Raw genomic sequence first — 23,233 nt, forward strand, 5'->3', positions numbered from 1 at the left:
AGTCCTTTCTGACCAGCGGCTTCGGGGACGCCAACGAAACCGACGTGATGCTACATCTTGCGCCCATCTCACATGGCACCACGAGCATTGGCCTCGTCTATCTGGCGCGAGGCGGCGGGCAGGCATTCCCACTCTCCAAGTCGTTCGATCCGGAGAGGGTGTTCGAGGCGATCGAGCGGTTTCGTGTCACGGCCACGATGATGGCTCCGACGATGGTGCAGCTGCTGGCCCGCAGCGGTGCGGAGTCGAAATACGACGTGTCAAGTCTGCGCACGGTCATCTACGGCGGCGCGCCCATGCACAAAGCCGTACTTGACGAGGCTATGGAAAAGTTCGGTCCTATTTTTGTCCAAGGTTTCGGGCAAGGCGAAGCTGCGGCGAGCTGCGCGGTTCTGAGCAAGGAGGATCACATAGTCGGTGACGATCCGGTGCGCATCGCCCGGCTCTCATCGGTCGGCCGCGAACCTGTCGGAGTGATGTTGCGCATCATGAATGAGGAAGGCCGACCTCAGCCGCCTGGCGTTGCCGGCGAAATCTGTGTACGCAGCGACCTCGTGATGCGGGGCTATTGGAACAATCCGGAAGGGACCAAGGCCACGATGTATGGGAGCTGGCTCAGAACCGGGGACGTTGGCTACGTCGATGAAGGCGGTTATCTATTCCTGACCGACCGGGTCAAGGACATGATTATCAGCGGTGGTTCCAACATCTATCCCCGAGAGATAGAAGAGGTGCTCTTCACGCACCCGGGGATAGCCGAAGTTACCGTAATAGGCGTGCCGGACGAAAAGTGGGGCGAGGCCGTCCTGGCCGTGGCCGTGCGACGAGAGGGTTCGAACGTCACGGGCGAGGAATTGATCGAATTCACACGTCAGCATATCGCCTCGTTCAAGAAGCCGAAAGCCGTCGTTTTCGTCGATTCCCTGCCGAAGAGTGCCTATGGCAAGGTTCTTAAGCGCGAGCTGCGCGAGCGATTTTCCGGCTATCAAGTGACATCGTAATTCCTCGCCTGCTGGAGCGCAGCCGCACCGATAGACCAGCTGCCACTCGAGGAACGACCACCATCGGGCGACGCCTATCATCATAGGCAAGTGACATGCTGCCGAGGAGCCTCAGCCCCTGAGGCCAATGCCGTGGTCGATCCGGGCCTTCGCTGGTCCACCTTTTCCGATGCTCGTTTTATGATTTACGAATGCCCGCAGGCAATCAGACTGGTTTACATAAGAAAAGACGAAGGGGACGCAGAGTGAATGCCAAACGCGATCTCTATCGCAGACATGCTGACAATTCCGGGGCGGTGATCGCGGTGTTCGGCTACTATGATGCTTGCCGATCGGTCCAAGGAAATATGTTCGTCGTCGGTGAACTGGCTTCGCTCGCGGTGATGTCGAAACAGCCACTCTAGCCGCGACATCTCTCGGCTGCCTCAGAATCAAAACTATGGCATGGTTGAATTGGCTATCGGAAGACACTCCAAATAGAGTCAGGATCATCGCTGGAGCGAGTTTGATGGCAAATGCCGAGACGACTTCAGAAATAGCAACACGCTCTGCTGGCTCTCCGGCTCCTGAAAAGAGCCAAGCTGCGGGCAGCCGCCTCGGCCGGCGCATAGTCGTTCGAATTTTGGCGAATTTTGCAACGCTTGCGATCATCTCCTTTTTGGTCTTCGTGGTGATGAGCTTCAAGACCCCGGAAGACGTTGCCAGAAGTGTTCTTGGGCGCGACGTCTCCCAAGAACAGCTTGACGCGTTCATCGCGAAAAACCRGCTCGACGCGCCGCTGATCCAGCGTTACGCGATTTGGGCGTCGAAGGCTGTCACAGGCAACTTCGGTGAATCGCTTCTGACCGGGCGGCCCGTCTCGAAAGAAATCCAGACTCGACTTGGACGAACGGTGCTTCTGGCCGCAATCGGCGGAACGCTTGGCGTCGCGCTCGGCGTCTTTATCGGAGTTATGCAGGCCAGACGCTTCGGCTCCAAGTTCGATTTGGGGTTCACCGGGGCCAATCTTGGCATCGCCGCCGTGCCTGAGTTCCTCGTCGCCATGCTCTTGTATCTGGTCTTCGTCATCTGGCTGAAGTGGTTCCCCACGCAGTCGGGCTTTGCTTTCTCGTTCGGCGGGCTATGGGACCGTGTGCTAACGCTGATCCTGCCAGCGGTCACCGTCGCTCTGCTGGTGATGCCGCACGTGGCAAGGCTCACACGCGCGACAACGGTGGAAGCCCTGTCGGCGCCGTACGTGGACGCCGCTCGGCTGCGCGGCCTGGATCGGCGCACCGTGGTCTGGGACCATGCGTTCCGCAACTCCGCCGTCCCGGTTGTAAGCGCAATTGGCTTGGCAATGACATACGCGGTGTCCGGTCTGCTGACGGTCGAGGTCGTGTTCGGATTTCCCGGGATTGGCTCCCTGCTTATTCAGACGCTGGCTAGCGGCGACGTTCTTGTCAGCCAGGGTATCATTCTCGTGTTCGCGGTCATGATTATATCGATCAACATACTGGTCGACATCGCGACATTCTGGTTGAACCCACGCCTCCGATACGTCTAGCAGGGACGAGCACCGTGATATTGACAACCAATGATAGCGCCCCAATCGCTCCGAGTCCCCTAAGGTTGCTTCTGCGGACCTTGGAGGCGAAGCTTGGTCTGGCGCTGGTCTGCGCGGTCCTGCTGGTGATCCTGGTTGGGCCGTTCGTCGCTCAATACGGGCCCACCACGATGAACGTCGCGGCGCCCAATTCTGGCCCCACCGCGCAAAACCTGCTTGGCGCGGATCATCTGGGACGCGACGTCTTGAGTAGGCTTCTCCTGGGTGGGAAGAACATCATCATCATACCCCTCCTGTCGGTCACATTTGCATATGTAGCTGCTGCGCTCCTAGCCATCATATCGACCTACAAGGGTGGCATCGCCGATCTGCTTTTCGGGCGTGCCGTCGAAATCTTGCAGACGCTTCCGGGGATCTTCGTAACGCTGTTGATGGTCGCGACATTCGGACCATCGACGCCGGTTCTGGTCTTCGCCATCGCCATAGCGAGCTTTCCCGGCGCAGCGCGCGTCGTCCGCGGCGCGGTACTAGGCCAAATGGGCCTTGACTATATATCTGCGGCGGAAGCTCGCGGCGAGAATGTCGTGACGATCGCAATCCGCGAAATCTTCCCCAATATCGTGGAGACCATCCTGGCCRACTTCACACTGCGGGTAACCTGGGCGATCCTCGGCCTGTCCACCCTCAGCTTTCTCGGATTGGGTGCGCAGCCGCCGCATCCAGATTGGGGTCTCATGATCCAGGAAGGAAGGGCCTTCCTGCAAACAGCACCGTTGGTCGTGTTGGCACCTGCTGCAGCTTTGGCCTCGCTGTCGATCGGACTATGCCTGATCGGCGACGCCTTGTCCCGGCTGCAGTCTGGACAGATCCGGTAGATTGGCGGTGCAAATGAACATTGAACCCACAAGCGCGGCGCTCACCGTCAGGGACCTGACGGTTCGATACCCGGGACGAGAGGATAAGCCATACACGATTTGGGGGGTCAGTTTTGATCTGCATCCAGGAACCATCACTGGTCTCATAGGGGAGTCTGGGTGCGGGAAGTCGACCGCCGGGGTAGCGGCCATCGGTTACAAGCGCAGCGGTGAAACGGTCGGCGGACAATCGCTTCTGGGCGAAATCGATCTGCTCGATCCCAAGGCGATCACGCGCGAGAACCCATGGGGGCGCAAAATCTGTTATGTCTCGCAGTCCGCAGCGTTGGCACTGAACCCTGCCCTGACCATCGGTCGGCAATTGTCGCAACCTCTGACCAAGCATTTGGGACTAACGGGCAAAAGCCTGCAGGCCCGCATGGTGGAGTTGCTTAAGTCGGTGAATCTGCCTGAGCCGGAAAGAGCACTGCGACGGTACCCGTTCCAGTTCAGTGGCGGCCAACAGCAGCGCATCGCGCTCGCTATCGCGCTATCCTGCGGGCCGGAAGTACTCATTCTGGACGAGCCGACGACCGGCCTGGACGTGACGACCCAGGCGCAGATCTCGGAGCTTATTCGACAGGTCGCGCAGACAGGCGTCGCGATTTTGTACGTGAGCCATGACCTCGCTCTCCTGAGCAATCTGGCTGACAGTTTGATGGTCATGTACGCAGGGCAAATCGTCGAGCAAGGTCCGACAAAGGTCATCATCGACAAGCCGCTGCATCCATATACCAAGCATCTGCTCGGCCTGAGTCCTAGGATCGACGATCCCAGACTGCTTCCCGGCATTCCGGGCGCGCCTCCGCAGGGCGTGATCCTCGGCAAATGTGCCTTCGAACCACGCTGTATCTATAGTGACGATAGGTGCAGGAGCGGAAGTGTTCCGCTCGCCAATCTGGGCATCGAACTGGTGCGTTGCGTCCGCGCGGCAGAACTTCAGGAAGTGATTCCCGTGCCGACCTTCCTGAATGCAGCGACCACGGTGCAGACCGATACGCTGCTAAGTGTCAAAGACCTCGGCTTGAGATATCCGGGCGTGCCGTTCGCATCGGTTTCAGGAGTAGAGCTAACGGTGTCGCGGGGTGCGAGGATCGGGATCGTCGGCGAAAGCGGGAGCGGCAAGTCCTCGGTGCTGATGATGATTGCGGGATTGCGTGCGCCTACGACGGGCGAGATCCAGTTTGAGGGCAAGCCGCTCGACAAGTTTGCGCGATCGCGACCGCGGTCCATATGTGCGGACATCCAGCTGGTTTTTCAGAACCCCGATGCGTCGCTCAATCCGCACCACTCCATCCGATCGCTGCTAAGGCGCTCGCTGACTTTGTTTCGCCCTGACCTAGAACGGGGCAAGCATGAGGCTGCCATAGGCGATATGCTTGAGAAGGTGCGGCTTCCAACGCATCTCCTCGATCGTTTGCCCCGGGATCTCTCAGGTGGCCAGAGGCAGCGGGTCGCCATCGCCAGGGCATTTCTTGCGAAACCGAAACTGCTACTGTGCGACGAGGTTACCTCAGCCTTGGACGTCTCCGTCCAGGCGGCTGTGCTTCAACTGATTGCAGAACTGTCGGGCGAGACGGGGGTCGCGATCATTTTCGTCAGCCATGATCTCGCTGTCGTGCGGACATTGGCCGAGAACGTCATCGTGATGAAGAGCGGAGTTATCGTAGAACAGAAGTCCGCTACGCAACTCTTCGATAATCCCGAGCAGGAGTACACCCGCGAGCTTCTCGCGGCGATCCCCTCGCTGCAGGGGGGCTCGAGCCGCGCCGCGCAAGCAGAGCACGCGCGTACGCCTCAGATATCAAACGTTCCCGGGTCACCRCATGCCGATGAAACCGAGACGCCTCACTGACCCTGGCTAAATTTCATGTTCGCCATTTGCCGCGATGACTGACCGATCCGGTCGCAGGCTCGACAGGCAAATATGTCAGTGGGAGACGAACAGCACTCGCACTGGTATAGGACCGCAGCCGGCTCGATCCGGGGTGTTCACGCCGCCGGCTCAGAGCATCGAGGCAAGGCGAATCGACGCGTGCTGCTGAGGAACCAGAACGACGCGAGCGCGCAGAGCAGGCAAACGGTTATTATCACGATCAGGGGCCAAACGGTCGTCGTCAGCATCGCGCCGACGACAGATGCGGTCACGGCAGTGAATCCGATCTGCAGGCTGCCAGACAGGCCCGCGGCGGCACCCGCGAGCTCCGGTTTCACGCTAACGGCTCCCGCGGCACCGTTCGGCAAGACGAGGCCGTTGGCCGCCCCGATAAAGAACATGGGAACGCAAAGCGAGAGGGGATCAAACATTCCGGAGGCGAACGCCAATGCCATAGCTCCCATGCTGGCCAACGCCAGAAATGTGCCTATGAAGATCATCCGGTTCGGCCCGGTTCTCGTCACCAGGCGGCCGGTGGCGAAGCTGCCGAGGACGTAACCGCACGGCATCGCTGCCGAGTACAAGCCGTATTCTGCGGGACTCCGCCCCATCAACTGGATCATCACGTATGGAGCGCCGGCGATCAGGCAGTAGAAGCTTGAGGAAACGAAGGCGACCACCATCGCGTATCCCCAGAACAGTCGGGACCGAACGAAGTTGAAGTACCCCAAGAGCAGCGTTGGAGCGGAACCCGTTGAGTTCTCGCTGCGCCTGGTTTCATGGAACCCGGTGTAACAGCATGATAGAGTCAGCGCCGCGCAGGTGGTCATGAAGAGGAATGATGCGCGCCATCCATAGGTATCGAGCAGTCCTCCTATCAGCGGGCCGAGCATCGAGGCGACGGACATGCCCATGGTGACATAGGCGTATATGCTCGCAGCCTCATTAGGCTGGTGCACATCTCTCACGGCGGCTCGACAGATCGGAACCACCACCGAGCCCCCGATGGCCTGCACGACACGACCCAAGATAAGAAAGTCGAAATTCTGTGCCATCGTGCAGATGCCCGACCCGAACGTGAAGACGCAGAGCCCGACCAAGAGGACTGGCCTTCGACCCAACTTATCGGACAAGTGGCCTGCGAACAGTTGTCCGACAGCCAACGTGCCTAAGAACACCGAAAAGGTCAGCTGGGCGGCAGCGAAACTAACGCCGAAGTCCCGCGAGATTCGTGGCATAGACGGGACATACATGTTGATGCCGAGGGCGCCGACCGCGGCAACCGCAAAAAGCAGTGCCGTGGGAAGTCTGGAGGTCGGGGGATCAAGCGCCTTGGCGGTCGGTGTCATGACGTCACAAATTCCCATCGGAATTGACCACGATCGTTGAATGAGTGGAGGTTTCGCAGGTCAATGTTGGCTGTGCCGCGACTAACTCGAATGATGAGGGCCACCTCTGGGAAGATGTTGGCTGGGGAACTAAACCATTCATGCGCAAAGTGAACCCCAGTGGCGCGGTCGAACTTGCTGGCGGCCTATACGTGGCCACCTTTAGCCCTCCAAAGAACTTGAACAATCCGGCACCGCCCGTACCACCGCCGCCGCACATCGTTCGCGCGTCAACTTTGGCCGGCTTTATACCAGCGCTCTGCGCGGCTGCTCGAACGGCGCGAGCGGCGGCGCGGCAATGAAGGCGACGCGATAGCCTTGCCCGACTAGAGTCCGCGCGGATAACGGCGTCGCGCACGGACAGCTCTCCTAGACTGTGGAGATGCAGTTGGTAGTCGGCCAAGGGGCTCGCGTCCCTCAGTTCGAACTGAGCTTGATAAACCGTTCAAGATGGAAGTCCCCGTCGCCGAACTGGTGGTCAATCATTGTAAGTCGCTTGGCGTAGTGAGAGACGGCCAGCTCGCGGGTCATGCCGATGCCGCCATGCATCTGTATCGCCTCCTCCGCGACGATGGTTCCTACACGACCGATCGTGTACTTGGCGGCAGAGATCATCCGCTCCCGCTCCCGACGAGGCTTGTTCAGCGAAGCGGCCGCATTTATGGCGGAGGAGCGCGCCTGTTCGATCTCCAATGCCATCGTCGCGACCCTGTGCCGCAAAACCTGGAAAGTGCCGAGCGGCACGCCGAATTGTTTTCGCGTTTGCAAATAGCCGATCGTCTCGGTCATGAGCCGGCCCATCACACCGACGGCTTCCCATGACAGGGCGACGATGGCGGCAGCGACAGCTTCTTCGGCGACTGCATGGCCGTCTTCGACGATCAGCCTGGCCGGCGTCTCGGTCAAGATCAGTTCACCTGCGCGGCCGCCATCGATGACCGGATAATCTTGCACGGCGACCCCATGCGCGCACAGATCGACAAGGAACAGTCCGACGCTGGTTTCGTCACCAGGAGAAGCAGAAACACGTGCGGAAACGACCGCGTAGTCCGCCGCTTTCAATTGCGCAACGACCGATTTTTTCCCCCTCAGCCGCCAGCCGTCGGCACTCATATCGGCTTTCGTCGCGACCTCAGTCAGGTCATATCGGCTCAGCGGCTCTTCATAAGCCCAGGCCAATACCTTGTTTCCGGCAATGACGGCCGCCATCAGATCGTTCTCGGAATCCGACTTCAAAAGGACATAGCCCGCCATCAGAGTTCCCAGGAAAGGCTCCACGACTAGCGACTTGCCCACTTGCTCGAAGATTACCGCCAAATCGAATCCGGTTCCGCCAAGCCCGCCGTGTTCCTCGTCGAACAGGGCGGCAACCAGGCCCAGGTCACAAAGGGCGCGCCACTGCTGGGCCGACCACCCTTCGATGGAATCCGCTATGGTTCGGCGGGTTTCCATCTGATAATTCTGTCGCAGGTAGCGCTCGATTGTATTGGCGAGCAACTGTCGGTCCTCGGAATGGTTGAAATCCATATCAGCCCCCCAGAAATGCCTTGCTAATTATCTCTCGCTGGATCTCGTTCGAGCCGCCAAATATCGAGAGCTTGCGACTGTTGAAGTACTCGATGCTGACGGGGCCAGCATAATCCGGCCCGGGCAACTCGCCGTTCCAGTCTTTGTTCAGTGCCTCCGGGAGGAACGGCGACGCGTAGGGACCAAGGGCGCGACGAGCGAGGCTGGCGATTTCCTGCCGCAGTTCCGTGCTTCTGATCTTGAGCATCGAGTTTTCGGCGGTGGGCGTCGCGCCTTGGCTGACTGCAGCAAGCACCCGCATGTTGCTTGTCTTCATGTTCTCGAGTTCGATCTCGACGCGCGCCAGACGCGCTGCGAAATAGGCATCTTCGATTAGAGGGCGACCGCCCTTGCTCTGGTTCTCGGCAATGAACCGCAGATGCTCGAACGAGGCCATCATCGTGCCTATTCCGGCGATCGACGTACGCTCATGATTCAGCAGATATTTGGCATAGGTCCAACCTTTGTTTTCCTCGCCTACAAGGTTGGCGACAGGCACCTTCACGTCCGTGAAGAACACCTCATTCACCTCATGTTCGCCGTCGAGAAGAATGATGGGGCGAATCTCGACGCCCTGTGTGTCCATGTCGATCAGCAGAAAAGAAATTCCTTCCTGCTTCTTACCTTGGCTGGAGGTGCGTACGAGGCAGAATATCATGTTTGCGTGTTGGCCAAGCGTCGTCCAGGTCTTCTGGCCGTTGACTACATAGTGGTCACCCTCGCGCACCGCTTTTGTGCGAAGGCTGGCAAGGTCGGAGCCCGCGCCGGGCTCCGAATAGCCTTGGCACCACCAGTCCGAGCCATCCAGGATGCGCGGCAGAAAATGTCGCTTCTGCTCTTCCGATCCAAAGGCAATTAGCATCGGGCCCAGCATGGCGACGCCAAAAGGAACGATCCACGGTGCGTGCGCCAGCGCTCTTTCCGTGTCGAAGATCTGGCTCTGTATCATTGACCAATCCTGGCCGCCGTAGAGCTTGGGCCAGTGGCCGGCCATCCAGCCGCGCTCGTTCAGGATGGCGTGCCATTCTTCCTGGTCAGCCTTTGTAAGCCGCTTGTGGGTGCGCACTATCTCGGCGATGCGCGTCGGCAACTTTTCACTTAGGAACTGCCGCACCTCCTGCCGGAAATGTTCATCTTCCGGCGAAAAACTCAGATCCATGGTTTAACCTTCCGCAAGAGCTCAGCAGGAAAACAAATGGCAGACAATCAGCCTTTAACCCGCATCGATGCCGGGAAGTGCTGAACCCGCCGTCAGGGTTCGGGTATTAAGTGCGCGCGCTATCATTCAGCATTCGCCCTTCGGCGGCGCATTTCTTCAGGAGCGGAGAAAGGGTAAAGTCGGGGCCGAGTTTGCCCTGATATTTCGTCAATGCGTCAACGATCGCCTGCAAGCCGACACGTTCAGCCCAGAACATCGGCCCGCCTCTGTGACGCGGCCAGCCGTATCCATACACCCATACCACGTCCACGTCGGAGGCGCGGCTCGCGATGCCTTCCTCAAGTATTTTCGCCCCTTCATTCACCATCGTATAGAGGGTCCGAACGACGATCTCTTCATGGGTGACCTGGCACGGACGAAGACCGGCCTTTTCCCTGAACTCGTCGATGATCAAGTCTACGACTTGAGAGGGACGAGCTTTGCGATCATCGCCATAATCATAAAAGCCCGCCTTCGTCTTTTGTCCTAGCCGACCCACGGCGCAAAGCGCTTCCTTAATGTTATCGACACGCTTTGGGTCGCGATGCCATCCGACATCGAGACCGGCCAGGTCGGCCATTTGGAACGGTCCCATCGGCATGCCGAAGTCGGTATGTACTCGGTCGACTTGTTCAGGCGTCGCTCCTTCCAAAAGCAGCGCTGCAGCGTTTGCCTGACGCGGTCTCAACATCCGGTTCCCAATGAAACCGTCGCAAACGCCGGTCACGACCGGAACCTTGCCTACCTTCCGGCATATCTCTATCCCGGTCGTGAGCACGTCAGAGCCCGTTGCCGCTCCTTGCACCACTTCGACGAGCTTCATGATGTTCGCAGGCGAGAAGAAGTGAAGGCCGACGACGTCGTTCGGCCGGCGCGTAACAGCGGCGATTTCGTTGACGTCTAGATAGGAAGTGTTTGTGGCGAGGATCGCGTTCTGCTTGGCGACGCCGCCGAGTCGCCGGAAGACGTCCTTCTTCAGCGTCATGTCTTCGTAGACCGCCTCGATGACAAGATCGCAGTCTGCGAGCGCTAAGAAGTCGAGCGTCACGTCGAAAAGGCTGACCGCTTTTTCGGCCTGGTCGGTCGACAAGCGTCCTTTCGCGGCTGCCGCTTCGTAGTTGGATGCAATGGCGTTGCGGGCACGCGCGGCACCTTCCGCATTCATTTCGACGATCGTCACCGGAATGTTACGAGACAGAAAATTGATGGAGATGCCAGTACCCATCGTGCCGCCGCCGATGACTCCTACCTTGCGGATCGGACGGCCGGCGCTATGCTTGCCGAAACCCTCTACCTTGCCGGCGGCGCGCTCAGCGAAGAAAAGATGACGCAGGGCCGAGGACTGCTCGCCTTTTACAAGTCCGGTGAACAGCTCATGCTCTCGACGCAGGCCTGCGTCAAAGGAAAACTCAGCGGCCGCCGCTACCGCTTCAACGCAGGCGTTGGGAGCATCCAAGCCTCGCAGCCTGCGTGCGTTGTTGGACTTGAAACGGTCAACGGCTCCCTCGGTCGCAACGACGGTCATCTTGCTGGTGCGCCGGACACTTTGTGCCGATCGGGCATAGGTGATGGCCTGAGCGACCATGACGTCTTCGCTTACGATACCATCGATCAATCCGCGTTCCAGCGCCACTGCGGCCGAGATCGGTTCGCCCCAAACGATCATATCAAGCGCGGTCTCGACGCCAGTGAGGCGCGGCAGACGTTGAGTGCCACCGGCCCCGGGAAGAATGCCGAGCTTGACTTCCGGGAGGCCCAGCTTGGCTGACGGTGTTGCCAGGCGAAAGTGGCAGCCCATTGCCAATTCGAGACCGCCGCCCAGCGCCGCACCATGAATCGCGGCGACGACGGGCTTGCTTGCCGCTTCGATCCTGTTGATGAGGTCAGCCAACCAGGGATCGTTGCGCTGCTCGAGTTCGTTGATGTCTGCTCCGCCACAGAAGAACTTGCCTTGACCGCGTATAACCACGGCCCTCACAAACGGAGAGGCGATGGCGTCGTCGAGCGCTGTCGCCAGAGCCGAGCGCAATGGACGGGACAACGCGTTCACGGGCGGGTTAGCCAAACCTATCTCTATGACATCGTCGTGCCGAACGACCTCTATCAACGTGCTTCTCCCGTTCGCCTTGCGTCCTTCGTCACACGTACAGCGGACCGAAGAGCTATGGCATAGGAAAGGACCGATACGCGCTTCGCCTTTTGCAGCTTTGACCTTCCGGCGTTGAACGCGACGCCCATTTCCTTCGTGAACAGCCGTCGTCGCGATCGCCGATGACGTTCCGTTTRCTGGGTATGTTTCCCGGCATAGCGTGGCGACATCGACATCCGGTCGACACCCCGGCCGCAGGCCGGATCGATCTAAAACTGCGCCCCAGCGCACCTCTCCGCCGATGGCGTACTAACGTTACCTGCTCGCGTAACCTTTGCGGCACTTAGGGCACTGCTACCGGCAAGTTTCCTCGCGTCAAAGCCGCCGCACCAACTGCGCCTTCTCAGCTCACACCAGGCGGCGCTGGAACTCCACCGACGTAGCTGCTTCCGAGTTGTGCGCGCCAGTGGCGAGGTGATCGCCGATCGACCGAGAGGCTGCGGCCGACCACTGAGATGCGAATTGGGGACTTTAGAATGCCGACGCAACCAACAAGGCAAGATACGCTAGCGCCCGCTACGAACAGCCCAAGGCCTCGGAACAGGCGAAAACCCTAACCATGCGGCGCAGAGTTCCGCTCAGGAACCGGGAAATCTCGTGAAGGCGCCACGTAGCCGGCTCTAGCGCACGACAATACGGTCGGCAACGGCTTACTGCTTCTCGATCGTCGGGCATCGCGTTGATCGAAGCAAGAATCGGCTTTCGCAAGTAGAGCCAGGTAGCCCTTGCAGCTAGCCTAATTCAAATCGTAGCGCTGATCCGGGCATCCCAGCGCGTCCAACTGACATCCCGGTTCCCTACAGATGGGCAAGGGCGACGTTCGATATGAGGTTTGGACTGGCACTCGCCCTTACCGCAACGGTCGCGACTTTGGTAGCAGGAGAGACTTCAACGATCATGTACTTTGACGGCGAGGCGAAGAAGGACGAAGCGGCGGCATCATTCATGCCGCTTCAGAAGACAGGCATCCGCGTCAGCGTCAGCAACCATCCGGGGGGTCCTGAGCAGATTCGTGCGCCGGTCGACAACGGCAACCTGTCCCGGGATGTCTATACGGGCACGACCCAGCCAGCGCCGGAGGGGCATACTACATGCTTCCTGGAGGGAATTTCGCGACGGTCGAAAGTCGATGGCAGATGGGGTGGAAAAGGGCATGCCAGGTCAGTTGGTAAACACCAGGACTTGCTCGGCAACACCGCTTATCGACACCGGTTCCGGCCCGGCTGCAGCAGTGATTTGACGCGAGCGAGCTTAAAGAAGTCGTTGGCGGGCAGAGAATTCGCAGGCGAGGCAGGGGCGCAGGGCTGTTCTGAAAATCGGAGATATTCATGAGCCGGGTTCCGCTTCGCAGCCACGAGGATCTGCCGCCTGAAGACAGGGAACTCGTCTGGCGGCGCGGAAATCTCTACAAAACGTTGGTCCATTCGCCTGAACTGGCGGCGCGCGTGGCAGCTTTCGGGTACTGGATCAATTGTGCGTCGCAGATCGACAAAAGGATGCAGGAACTGGTCATCCTGCACGTCGCACATCTATTGGGCTCGAAATTCGAATGGACTGCCCATGTCCGGTCCAGCATTCAGAACCAGACCCTTACCCCTGAGGAGATCGAGGCCGTCAAGCGCGAGGCCAAGGGCGAGCGCGCGGACGAACTTTCGCAACTCGAATCCGACGCGCTGCAGCTAGTCCGCCAGATCGTTCGGAACAGGAAGGCTGACGACGATTGCTACGCCGCCGTCCGAGCTCGTTTCTCAGATGCCTATATGGTCGAATTCGCGAGCCTGGTGGGCATGTATGTCGGCTTGGCTCATCTCATTGAGGTTATCGAGATCGATATCCAGCCCGACTACCTGCCATGGCTGGAAAAATATCCAATCAACTAGACATCACCCACTCCTTTCGATTTGAGGTTAGAGACCGTGAACACGCATCTTCCGAATTCCAGGAACGCAGAGCTTCTCACCATCGCTCGCAGGACGATGCCGGGAGGCACCTTCAATTCCGCATACGTGGCCGAGGAGGTCGATCTAGTCATCGCTCGCGGGCAGGGGTCAAAAGTCTATGACGTCGATGGCCGCGAGTATATCGATTGTCTGAATGGGTCCGGGCCGATGGTGCTTGGCCATGCCCGTCAGGAGGTTATCGAAGCGTTGATGGAGGCGGCGACATGTCCGTCAAACTTCTACATTCTGAACGAGCGCGGTATCCGGCTCGCGGAGGCGATGGTGGACGCCATTCCCTGCGCCGAGCAGCTCAAGTTCGGTTTGTCCGGATCGGACGCCACCTTCTTTGCGATGCGGCTTGCGCGCGCCTTTACCGGGCGCGAGAAGATTCTTAAGTTCGAGGGCGGCTTCATCGGCGTCAATGACTACGCGTTGATGAGCGTCGCTCCCCCCGTCGACGCCGCCTATCCCTATCCCATTCCCGACAGCGCCGGCATCCCTTCGGCCGTGAGAAGCGAAGTCCTCATCGCACCTTTCAACGACTTGGCCGCGACCGTCAGGTTGATCGAGGAGAATAAGGGCGAACTCGCAGCCGTCATCGTGGAAGCGCAGCACCGTTGCATCGAACCGGCACCAGGCTTCCTGGAGGGCCTGCGCGAGGCGGCAACCAAAAACGGCGTGGTGCTGATCTTCGACGAGGTGGTGACCGGCTTCCGGCTCGCCTACGGAGGAGCACAGGAACGATATGGCGTCATCCCCGATCTCGCGACCTACGGCAAGATCGTCGGCGGCGGGCTTCCGCTGTCCGCAGTGGTGGGCCGCGCCGACATCATGGACCTTACCAATCCCCGAAAGGCGCCGCGGCCCAGCTACGCCTATATCAGCAGCACAATGAGCGGGAACCCGCTCGCTTCGGCGGCCGGACTCGCGACGCTCAAAGTGCTTCGACAGCCGGGGGTTTACGAGCGCCTCCACGAGATTGGCGAGCGGTTCCGGAAGGGAGCGACAGCCGCTTTCGCGAAGAATGGGCTCTCAGCCCAGGTAATCGGTACCGGACCACAGGCAATGATCTCTATCACCGACAAGCAAGTTACGGACTACAGGTCCTTCCAGACGGGTGATGCAGCTCTGCTCAAAAAGATCATCGTGGAAATGATTTCGAGGGGCGTCGTTACGCATGGCAAGTTCTACTTCTCTCTCGCCCACACCGACGAAGACATGGATCGGGCCGTCGCCATCCTCGATCAGTCAATCGCCGCTGCATTGGCGCGGCGATGAAGACCCGGGGGTCGGACGCTGACATGTGGCGCGTGACCCCGCCCCGCCAAAGCAGGGTCGACGACAAACCCGCGAAAGGCGGCGGTCTCTCGCTGGACGACGTCGCCTTGTTGCTGAAGCGAGAATACGGGCTCACTGCGTTGGTCACCCGGCTCACTGGCGAACGAGACGCCAATTTCAGGATCGACGGGGGGGACGGAAATCGGTGGGTCTTCAAAGTGGCACATCTAGAGGAGCCGCAGGCTGTCACCGATCTGCAGGTCAAGAGTCTGCTATGGCTTGAGGAGACCAAACGGACCGGCCTTGAATTTCCGGCGATATGGCCTGCCTCCAACGGAGCACATACCATCGAGGTTGCCGCGGGCAAGTCGCCTCCAAGGTCAGGAAGGCTGCTCACCTTCGTACCAGGCAAGATCCTGCGTGCGGCGTCCTACAGCCACGCCCAGCGCCGTGCCTGCGGCACGCTATGCGCGAGAATGGCCGAGGCCTTCGCCGGGTTCAGTCATCCCGGTGCCGCAGGCAGAGACCTCATCTGGGATTTTCGTCAGACGCGCCGTCTGCGTGCCCTGCTGGAGGCGGTCGTTCCCGATGCTCGACCGAGGTCGATATTAAAGCGACTGCTCGACGACTTCGATGCTGCCGCAGTCGCCATGTTCGCGCAATTGCCGCGACAGGTCATCCACCACGACTTGCATCCCGGCAACATTCTCACCGATGACCATGACGCCAGCATCGTGCGCGGCGTTATCGACTTCGGCGATGTCTGCGAATCCATCACGATTGCCGATGCGGCCATCAGCCTGACCGGCGTGCTGGATGCCCAGTCGCCACTTGGCGATTCGATCTTTGAGTTTATCACCGCATATCGCAGGGTTCGTGAGCTCGATCGGGAGGAAGCCGCAGCGTTGCCGCTTCTGATCGGTATACGGCTGGCCATGGTGATGCTCATTCCCGCTTGGCATCGCCTTCAAGAGCCGGACAACCCGCACTTCGCAGACCACAAACCCCAGTTCGAGCTTCGAACGGGGTGGATCGAAGAACTGATCGAGTCACGCGAATCGCTTACGAGCGCGATCCTCTCCTGAGCAGGAAACAGCCATGCAAACTCGTTCACAAGATCAGCGACAAGACGAAGATCTTCTCGGCCGCCGCCAACGGCTTATGGGTCCCACCTACAGGCTCTTCTACGAAGAGCCGATTACCGTCGCACGCGCGGAAGGGGTTTGGATATACGACACCGGCGGCGAGCGGTATCTCGACGCCTACAACAACGTTCCGGTCGTCGGACATTGCCATCCAAAAGTGGTCGAGGCGCTTGCACGGGAGGCGTCGCTCCTCAATACGCACACGCGATACCTTCATCCCAAGATCGTCGACCTTGCCGACATCTTGCTTTCGACGATGCCGGTCGAGATCGGGCAGGCCGTCTTTACATGTACCGGCAGCGAAGCCAACGATCTCGCCTACCGCATTTCGAAAATCGTGACCGGCGGAAGCGGGTTCATCGTGACGGAAAACGCCTATCACGGCGTCACGGCGGCGATAGCGGGCCTGTCTCCCGCATTGCGAAGCTCCGAGGGTCTTGGCACCGACGTCTATGTTGTGCCGCCGCCATCTCGCAACAACGGACTGCAGGTATCATCATCGTTCACGGCGGGGGTCGCGACAGCATTAGCGGCGATGAAGAAGGATGGTGTGCGGCCGGCGGCGCTGCTGGTGGACACCATCTTCTCCAGCGACGGCGTCTTCGCCGATCCGCCCGGATTTCTCGCCGCTGCGGTCGATGCCGTTCGCGACGCAGGCGGGCTCTATATCGCGGATGAAGTGCAAGCGGGATTTGGAAGGACCGGGCAAGGCATGTGGGGGTTCCAGAGACACGGCGTGGTGCCGGACCTGGTGACAATGGGCAAACCAATGGGCAATGGTCACCCAATAGCCGCCGTTGCCGCCCGACCGCAATACCTCGCCACCTTTCGAAATGCGAGCGGCTACTTCAACACGTTCGGTGGGAACAATGTCTCCGCCGCCGTGGGTGTTGCGGTTCTCAAGGTGATCGAGGAAGACGAGCTGATTGCCAACGCAGCCGAGGTCGGCTCCTACTTGCTCTCCGAACTACAATCCCTTTGCACGTCAACCGATGAGATCGCGGATGTCCGCGGCTCAGGCATGTTCATCGGCGTGGAGATGCAGGCTGCCGACGCTGTGGAGGCGGGCGTCCGTGCTGGACGGCTTGTCAACGAATTACGCCGGCGCAAGATTCTCGTCGGCACCGTCGGGCGGCACCAGCACGTCGTGCGCATAAGGCCGCCGCTCCCGTTTTCGCTGGCCAATGCCGACATGCTGCTGACGGAACTTCGGGCAAGCATGCAAGCCATGAGCCAGGTTGCGCCGTCAACCAGCGCTACTGATCGGGGGGCATGATGCCAGGTGTTCAAGGGCGCGTGGCGCTGGTTACCGGTGCGGGCAATCCCGACGGGATAGGGTTCGCGATTGCCAGGGCGCTTGTTTCGGCGGGAGCCAGTGTGGCCATCAGCGCGACATCCGATCGCATTTTCGATCGCGCGCGCGAACTCGGAAAAATTTCGAGCGCGACCGCCGCCTGGAAAGCGGACCTGTCGGATCCCGGGCAGGCCAACGAACTGGTAGCGAATGTGACAGGCAAGTTCGGGCGCTTGGATATCCTCGTCAACAACGCCGGCATGGTGCAGACCGGGATCCCGAAATCATGGTCGCGGGTCGAGGAAATCAGCGACACCGAGTGGCGCTCGGCGATGAGCCTCAGCCTGGATACGTGTTTTTTCGCGTCGCGGGCTGCCATTCCCGCGATGAAGGACCAGCGCCATGGCCGCATCATCAACATCTCGTCCGTCTCGGGTCCTCTCGTCGTGTTCGAGTTTGGCGGAGCCTACGCCTCCGCCAAAGCCGCCATGACTGGTCTCACCCGCTCGCAGGCGCTCGAGCTCGGTCCACACGGCATCACGGCCAACGCGATCGCGCCGGGCTGGATCGCGAATGGCAAACCTTCGCAGAACCTGCTCACGGGCGGGGCGAACACCCCTGTTGGCCGGCCAGGTACGCCCGACGAAGTGGCTTCGCTGGCGCTCTATCTGGCTATGGACGAAGCCTCCTACCTGACCGGGCAGGTCATCGTCGTCGATGGTGGCAACATCATCCAGGAATCCAAGAGAGGTTGAGCTGACTCTTCCGCCCGTCCTGGGGCTTGGAAGTGTCGGTTCGGTACGGAGCTGAAATCCATGAAAATCGACATCGACGGCGCGCGCATCTGGTCAGATCTGATGACGATGGGGGCCATAGGGGCGACCCGCAATGGCGGCAGCTATCGTCCGACCTTGACGGATGCGGATCGGGAGGCGCGCAACCTGTTCGTTCATTGGGCCGGTGAGGCGGGCTACGGCGTCCAGGTCGACCGCATCGGAAACATTTTCGTCCGGCGAGCGGGAGCACAGCCGGCGCTCCCGCCCGTTCTGGTAGGAAGCCATCTCGACACGCAGATGCCCGGTGGCAAATTCGACGGCGTGCTTGGCGTGCTCGCAGGGCTCGAGGTGCTGCGCTCCCTCGACCGCTGCGGTGTCACGACGCAGCGGTCGATCGAGATCGTCAACTGGACCAACGAGGAGGGCGCACGCTTCCCGGGTCTAATGGGCTCGTCGGTCTTCGCAGGCCAACTGGCGCTGGATACCGCACTTTCATTTGCCGACCGCGACGGCTTGACGGTGGCGCAGGAGCTGTCGCGCATCGGGTATGCGGGAGATCTGCCGGTAGGCGGGCGTAGCATAGACAGCTACCTCGAACTCCACATCGAACAAGGGCCGAGGCTGGAGGCAGGTGGCACCACTATCGGCGTGGTGACAAACAGCTCCTGGTGGGGYGGCGGCGCGATCGAGTTTCATGGGGCAAACGGTCATTCGCAGACCGAGCCAATGTCGAAGCGGCGAAACGCGCTGATCGGCGCGGCGCGGATCATCCTCGACATAGAGGCCATCGGAGCGGCAGCCGAACCTGATGGCATGGTGAGCGTCACCGTCATCGAGAACCTGCCCAACAACCGAATCAATCTTCCCCATTGGGCTCGGATCAATTTCGCGCTCGTCCACGCCACCGCCGCCGGCCGCGACGACATGCTGGCACAGATCTCCGCGGCGGCAAGGCAGATCGCCAACAACACCGGGTTGGAGGTCGTGGATGGGATCGCCGCCGGAAGAGGTAGGCTCGATTTTTCGGAGGAGATCATGCGACTGGTCGAACACGAGGCATCCACGCTGGGGTTGAGCCACGCCCGCATGCCGACTTTGACTGGCCACGACGCGCTCAACATGAATTTCATATGCCCCACGGGCATCATCTTCGTACCTTGCCGGGACGGCATATCGCATAGCGAAGCTGAATGGTGCGAACCCGATCATGCGACCGCGGGAGCGGGCGTCCTTCTCAACGCGACGATTGCGAGGGCCAACCGCCTCTAACGCCGAAACCTTCTCCGCGCACAGTGGCGGACCGTACATCGATTAGCGATGAAATAGCCAGAAATCTGAAAGGACACGATCGTGACGAAGTCTGCCGCAGCGAACAATATTCCCGTCTCATCGAACGACGAATTCCGCACCTTCATGGGCGTGCCGGCCTGCACGGATCTCGCGAGCGTCGACGCTGACGTGATCATTATGGGTGTTCCGTGCGCGACCCCCTATCTCCACACGCCGGACTATGGGCGAGCAAACCTTCCCGGACCGTCTGCGATCAGGCGCGCGACAGCAAAGTGGGCCAACGCCCATGACAAAGTCGATTGGGATGTCGGTTCGCCGGTGTTTAGCGGTCGTCGTGACCGCGTCGTCGACATCGGCGATCTCGCTGTGAAGTTCGAGACGGCCGAAGCGAATCGCAAGCTTATCAAAAGCACGACCGAGGCGATCGTGGCCCGCGGCGCTGTTCCCGTCGTGCTCGGTGGCGAGGACTCCATTCCCCTCCCGGTCGTTCAAGGGCTGAGTGGACTGGGCGAGGTCACCGTCCTGCAGCTCGACGGTCATATGGATTGGCGCGACGAGGTCGAGGGCGAGCGTTGGGGGCTTTCGAGCGGAATGCGGCGCGCCTCCGAACTGCCTTTCGTAAAGAACATTATCCAGGTCGGGATGCGTGGACCGAGCTCGGCCGGTCCGCAGGAGATCGCCGACGCCAAGTCCTGGGGCGTGCGTTTTTTCACCGGGGAGGATGTCTTCGACAATGGTATCGGTCCGATCATCGATGCGATTCCGGAAGGCGCGAACGTCCACATCAATTTCGACCTCGATAGCCTCGACCCGTCGATCATGCCTGCCGTCTGGGTACCCACGCCGGGTGGACTGCTCTACTGGCACGTATCGAAGATACTGCGTGGCGTTGCTCACAAAGCCAGGATCGCAAGTTTCGCAATGGTCGAGTATGTCGAGCATCGCGATATTACAGGCACGGCGGCGCCGTTGGCGGCGCGCCTCGCCGCAACCGCAATCGGCGAGGTGCTCCGCAGCCGTCATGGCTAATCGGCGGCAGGCCCACGAAAGCCCTGATCGTATCCAAACAAAGCTCGGGGCATTTCCGATGGCTATTGTTCAGACCCATCCGCACGGTCATCGCTCTGTCGGCGGGCTCAGCTTGACGGTCCCTTCAAGCGATAGATCCGCGGAATCTCCCCACATTCAAATCAGCGACCGCGCATGAGTAAAACGGAGACCAAATGACCGAAGCCGCAACCCGATCGCACAACAGGTTTGAACTTACCACCGAGGTGTCCGAACAACTCCTTCAGGCCGACCACGAGCATCTGACGCATGCCTGGCCGGTCTTCCGTTCGGCAGCCAACGCCGAAGCGCTGCTGATCACAGGTGGTGATGGCGCTCAGGTCTACGATTCCAGCGGCCGGCGGTATCTAGACGGCATGGGCGGGCTATGGTGCGTTAACATGGGCTACGGCCGCGACGAGATCTGCGACGCCGTCGCCGCCCAACTCCGCGCCATGCCTTACTACAACCCTGCGGACGGGTTGTCGCATGCTCCCGGGGTGAGGCTGGCGGAAAAGATCGCTTCCCTCGCGCCGGGCGACCTGAACCACGTCTTCTTCACCTGCGGAGGCTCCACCGCGAACGATTCCGCGCTTCGCTTGATCCAGTTCTACCAGAGCATGCGGGGCAAGGCTCAGAAGCGTTTTATCATCACGCGTTTGAAGGGCTATCACGGCAGCACCATAATGACGGCTTCTATGAGCGGCAATCCGCAGGAACGCAGTCCACACCTTCGCTTCGTGATGGACGACATAAAGCAGGTGTCGTGCCCCAATACCTACCGTCGACCTGAGGGAACAAGCGAGGCGGAGTTCTGCAACTTCCTGATCGATGAACTGCGGGCAAAGATCCTGGAGTTGGGGGCGGACAACGTCGCGGCCTTCTTTGCCGAGCCGATACTCGGCTCGGGCGGTGTCATCGTGCCGCCAGAGGGGTATAATCGCAGAACTTGGGAACTCTGCCGCGAGTTCGACATCCTCTATGTGGCGGACGAGGTCGTGACTGCCTTCGGTAGACTGGGGCACTTCTTCGCGTCTAAGGAAGTCTTTGGCACAGAACCCGACATGATCGTCTTCGCCAAGGGCGTGACCTCCGGATATCAGCCGCTTGGCGGCTTTGTCTATTCCGATGCGATCCACCAGACGCTTGTGGCCGCGAATTATCCCTTCCCGTTGAGCAATGGCTACACCTATTCCGCACATCCGGCTGCCTGTGCCGCCGGCCTCGCAAACATCGCGCTGATGGAAAGCGAAGACATCTGCTCGCACGTTCGCGAAGAGGGAGCATACTTCGAAAGGCGGATGAAGGAACTCGGCGACCTCGCGATCGTGGGTGAGGTTCGCGGCAGCCATTTCATGATCGGCATCGAAGCTGTGAAGGATAAGGGCACCAAGGAGTCGTTTGAGTCTGCCGTGTCGATCGGCGACCTGGTCGCCCGCCATGCCGGCCAACTTGGCCTCATCGTTCGACCGCTTGGCAGTATGATCATCCTTTCCCCGCCGCTCGTCCTCACCAGACAGGAAATAGACGAGTTTGCGCGTTTGCTGCGCGAAGCGATCCTGCTCTGCCAAGATGAGCTTGTGCGCGCGGGCAAGCTCGTCCTGGTCGCCGACGCTACTCTCTGAAGACCTGCAATAATGAAGATCGTCTACTCGGACAAACATCTCGGCCACACGGATCGAGTCGAGCCCGCAGGTGCCGTGCTCCTTCCAGTTTCCGAAGTGCCGGAGCGGGCTGAGGTCATCCTGCGCGAGGCGACTAGGCGGGGCCTCGGCGAGGCGTCTCCGCCGCTTGACTGCGGGCTGGCTTCGATCCTCGCTGTTCACAAGCCCGACTATGTCGACTTTCTGTCCTCCGCCTGGAGGCTCTGGACAGGGGAAGGTCATAGCGGTCCAATCCTCCCGAACTTCTGGCGCATGCGGGCGGCGGGGATGCAGGCCGGCCTCGGGATCGGGAACATGGTTGACTTCTACTCGCGCGATCCAGGCGTCTGTCTGGTCGAAGGCAGTTGGGATGCAATTCTCTCCTCCGCCTACTGTGCTGCCACGGCTGCGGGCCTGGTGGCATCAGGCGATAGGGCGGCGTTTGCGCTCTGCCGTCCGCCTGGACATCACGCGGGACCGGATATCATGGCCGGATCCTGCTACCTCAACAACTCTGGGATCGCGGCTGCCGAACTTGCTAGMCGGACCTCTTGCAAGGTCGCCATCCTGGATCTCGACTATCATCACGGGAACGGGACCCAGGAGATATTCTACGGATCCGACCAGGTGCTGACGTGCAGCATTCATGCCGACCCGCAGGCAGCCTACCCCTTTTACACCGGATACACCTCCGAGCGGGGCCAAGGCAGTGGCGAAGGGTTCAATATCAACCTTCCCTTGCCGCTGGGGGTCGCATTCGTGGAATGGAGCGGCGCGCTGAGAAAGGCGATCAAAGCCATCGACGACTTTGGGGCTGAGGCTATCGTCATCGCGCTGGGTGTCGACACTTACAAGGACGAACCCAATCCAGTCTGCCGTTTTCGGCTTGAAAGCGAGGACTACATTCGGGCGGGCGAGATGATCGGGGCGATCCGCCTGCCAACGGTGATGGCGATGGAGGGTGGGTACAACCTAGCTGTGCTGGGCACGAATGTCGCGCATTTCCTTGAGGGGTTTGTCGGCGCGGCACCCTGAGGGTGGCAACGAAATCGTCAACTTCGAGCAAACCGAAGCACGCATCGACTATCCGACGTGGCGGCGGGTAAGGCTTGATCCTAGTCTTTCCCGACAAAGGGGGAGGGCCCTCGGCGAAGGGGAAGCTCCCCATCCTCGCCAGTCAAA

The 23,233-nt window shown here is 60.1% G+C and carries 19 protein-coding genes; 15 read left to right on the forward strand and 4 right to left on the reverse strand.

Annotated elements, in window-relative coordinates; genetic code table 11:
• The 5 genes from AC1DZP_RS34110 to AC1DZP_RS34130 all read left to right on the forward strand — a co-directional run.
• Positions 1-1,001 (forward strand): AMP-binding protein (locus AC1DZP_RS34110; RefSeq protein WP_477308517.1); only part of this gene is annotated, 1,001 nt, incomplete at its 5' end.
• A gap of 245 nt (positions 1,002-1,246) precedes the next feature.
• Complete coding sequence (locus AC1DZP_RS34115) at positions 1,247-1,405, forward strand: hypothetical protein (protein WP_477308519.1); 159 nt, start codon at positions 1,247-1,249, stop codon at positions 1,403-1,405.
• Between the two features lie 104 nt (positions 1,406-1,509).
• Entirely contained in the window at positions 1,510-2,547 is a 1,038-nt protein-coding gene (locus tag AC1DZP_RS34120; RefSeq protein WP_477308521.1) for an ABC transporter permease, read from the forward strand.
• 170 nt (positions 2,548-2,717) lie between these two features.
• On the forward strand, positions 2,718-3,422 hold the full coding sequence (locus AC1DZP_RS34125) for an ABC transporter permease (protein ID WP_477308523.1): 705 nt from the start codon (positions 2,718-2,720) through the stop codon (positions 3,420-3,422).
• A 13-nt stretch (positions 3,423-3,435) separates the two neighbouring features.
• The gene (locus AC1DZP_RS34130; protein WP_477308525.1) at positions 3,436-5,316 is read left to right on the forward strand and encodes an ABC transporter ATP-binding protein; all 1,881 of its coding nucleotides are present in this window, start codon (positions 3,436-3,438) and stop codon (positions 5,314-5,316) included.
• A gap of 137 nt (positions 5,317-5,453) precedes the next feature.
• On the opposite strand, the gene AC1DZP_RS34135 is transcribed toward AC1DZP_RS34130, so the two are convergent.
• The 4 genes from AC1DZP_RS34135 to AC1DZP_RS34150 all read right to left on the reverse strand — a co-directional run bounded on the left by AC1DZP_RS34135 (position 5,454) and on the right by AC1DZP_RS34150 (position 11,596).
• On the reverse strand, positions 5,454-6,686 hold the full coding sequence (locus AC1DZP_RS34135; protein WP_477308527.1) for a multidrug effflux MFS transporter: 1,233 nt from the start codon (positions 6,684-6,686) through the stop codon (positions 5,454-5,456).
• Positions 6,687-7,142: 456 nt separating this feature from the next.
• Positions 7,143-8,252 carry an acyl-CoA dehydrogenase family protein gene (locus AC1DZP_RS34140; RefSeq protein WP_477308529.1) on the reverse strand — a complete coding sequence of 370 codons (1,110 nt, stop codon included), beginning with the start codon at positions 8,250-8,252 and terminating at the stop codon, positions 7,143-7,145.
• A 1-nt stretch (position 8,253) separates the two neighbouring features.
• Positions 8,254-9,450, reverse strand: a complete 1,197-nt coding sequence (locus AC1DZP_RS34145) for an acyl-CoA dehydrogenase family protein (protein WP_477308531.1) — start codon at positions 9,448-9,450, stop codon at positions 8,254-8,256.
• 106 nt (positions 9,451-9,556) lie between these two features.
• Positions 9,557-11,596 carry a 3-hydroxyacyl-CoA dehydrogenase NAD-binding domain-containing protein gene (locus tag AC1DZP_RS34150; RefSeq protein ID WP_477308533.1) on the reverse strand — a complete coding sequence of 680 codons (2,040 nt, stop codon included), beginning with the start codon at positions 11,594-11,596 and terminating at the stop codon, positions 9,557-9,559.
• A 939-nt stretch (positions 11,597-12,535) separates the two neighbouring features.
• Here AC1DZP_RS34150 and AC1DZP_RS34155 point away from each other — a divergent pair.
• From AC1DZP_RS34155 to AC1DZP_RS34200, 10 genes are all read left to right on the forward strand, one after another.
• Positions 12,536-12,970: a hypothetical protein gene (locus AC1DZP_RS34155; RefSeq protein ID WP_477308535.1), complete on the forward strand. Its 435-nt coding sequence runs from the start codon at positions 12,536-12,538 to the stop codon at positions 12,968-12,970.
• Positions 12,967-13,518, forward strand: coding sequence for a carboxymuconolactone decarboxylase family protein (locus AC1DZP_RS34160; protein ID WP_477308537.1), 552 nt, complete (start codon positions 12,967-12,969; stop codon positions 13,516-13,518). Before AC1DZP_RS34155 ends, AC1DZP_RS34160 begins: the two co-directional genes overlap by 4 nt.
• Positions 13,519-13,554: 36 nt before the next feature.
• Positions 13,555-14,856, forward strand: coding sequence for an aspartate aminotransferase family protein (locus AC1DZP_RS34165; protein WP_477308539.1), 1,302 nt, complete (start codon positions 13,555-13,557; stop codon positions 14,854-14,856).
• 23 nt (positions 14,857-14,879) lie between these two features.
• Positions 14,880-15,941 (forward strand): phosphotransferase, encoded by a 1,062-nt coding sequence (locus AC1DZP_RS34170; RefSeq protein ID WP_477308541.1) that lies wholly within the window; start codon positions 14,880-14,882, stop codon positions 15,939-15,941.
• 13 nt (positions 15,942-15,954) lie between these two features.
• On the forward strand, positions 15,955-17,277 hold the full coding sequence (locus tag AC1DZP_RS34175; protein ID WP_477308543.1) for an aspartate aminotransferase family protein: 1,323 nt from the start codon (positions 15,955-15,957) through the stop codon (positions 17,275-17,277).
• A 20-nt stretch (positions 17,278-17,297) separates the two neighbouring features.
• Positions 17,298-18,050: an SDR family NAD(P)-dependent oxidoreductase gene (locus AC1DZP_RS34180; protein ID WP_477308545.1), complete on the forward strand. Its 753-nt coding sequence runs from the start codon at positions 17,298-17,300 to the stop codon at positions 18,048-18,050.
• Positions 18,051-18,110: 60 nt separating this feature from the next.
• Positions 18,111-19,340 carry a hydantoinase/carbamoylase family amidase gene (locus AC1DZP_RS34185; protein ID WP_477308547.1) on the forward strand — a complete coding sequence of 410 codons (1,230 nt, stop codon included), beginning with the start codon at positions 18,111-18,113 and terminating at the stop codon, positions 19,338-19,340.
• A gap of 81 nt (positions 19,341-19,421) precedes the next feature.
• On the forward strand, positions 19,422-20,390 hold the full coding sequence (locus AC1DZP_RS34190) for an arginase family protein (protein WP_477308549.1): 969 nt from the start codon (positions 19,422-19,424) through the stop codon (positions 20,388-20,390).
• A gap of 194 nt (positions 20,391-20,584) precedes the next feature.
• The gene (locus AC1DZP_RS34195) at positions 20,585-22,033 is read left to right on the forward strand and encodes an aminotransferase (protein ID WP_477308551.1); all 1,449 of its coding nucleotides are present in this window, start codon (positions 20,585-20,587) and stop codon (positions 22,031-22,033) included.
• Between the two features lie 12 nt (positions 22,034-22,045).
• A complete protein-coding gene (locus tag AC1DZP_RS34200) occupies positions 22,046-23,086 on the forward strand; it encodes a histone deacetylase family protein (RefSeq protein ID WP_477308553.1) in 1,041 nt (346 codons plus the stop codon).
• Positions 23,087-23,233 lie beyond the last annotated feature (147 nt).

The sequence above is a fragment of the Mesorhizobium sp. P2_F8 genome (assembly GCF_056403655.1).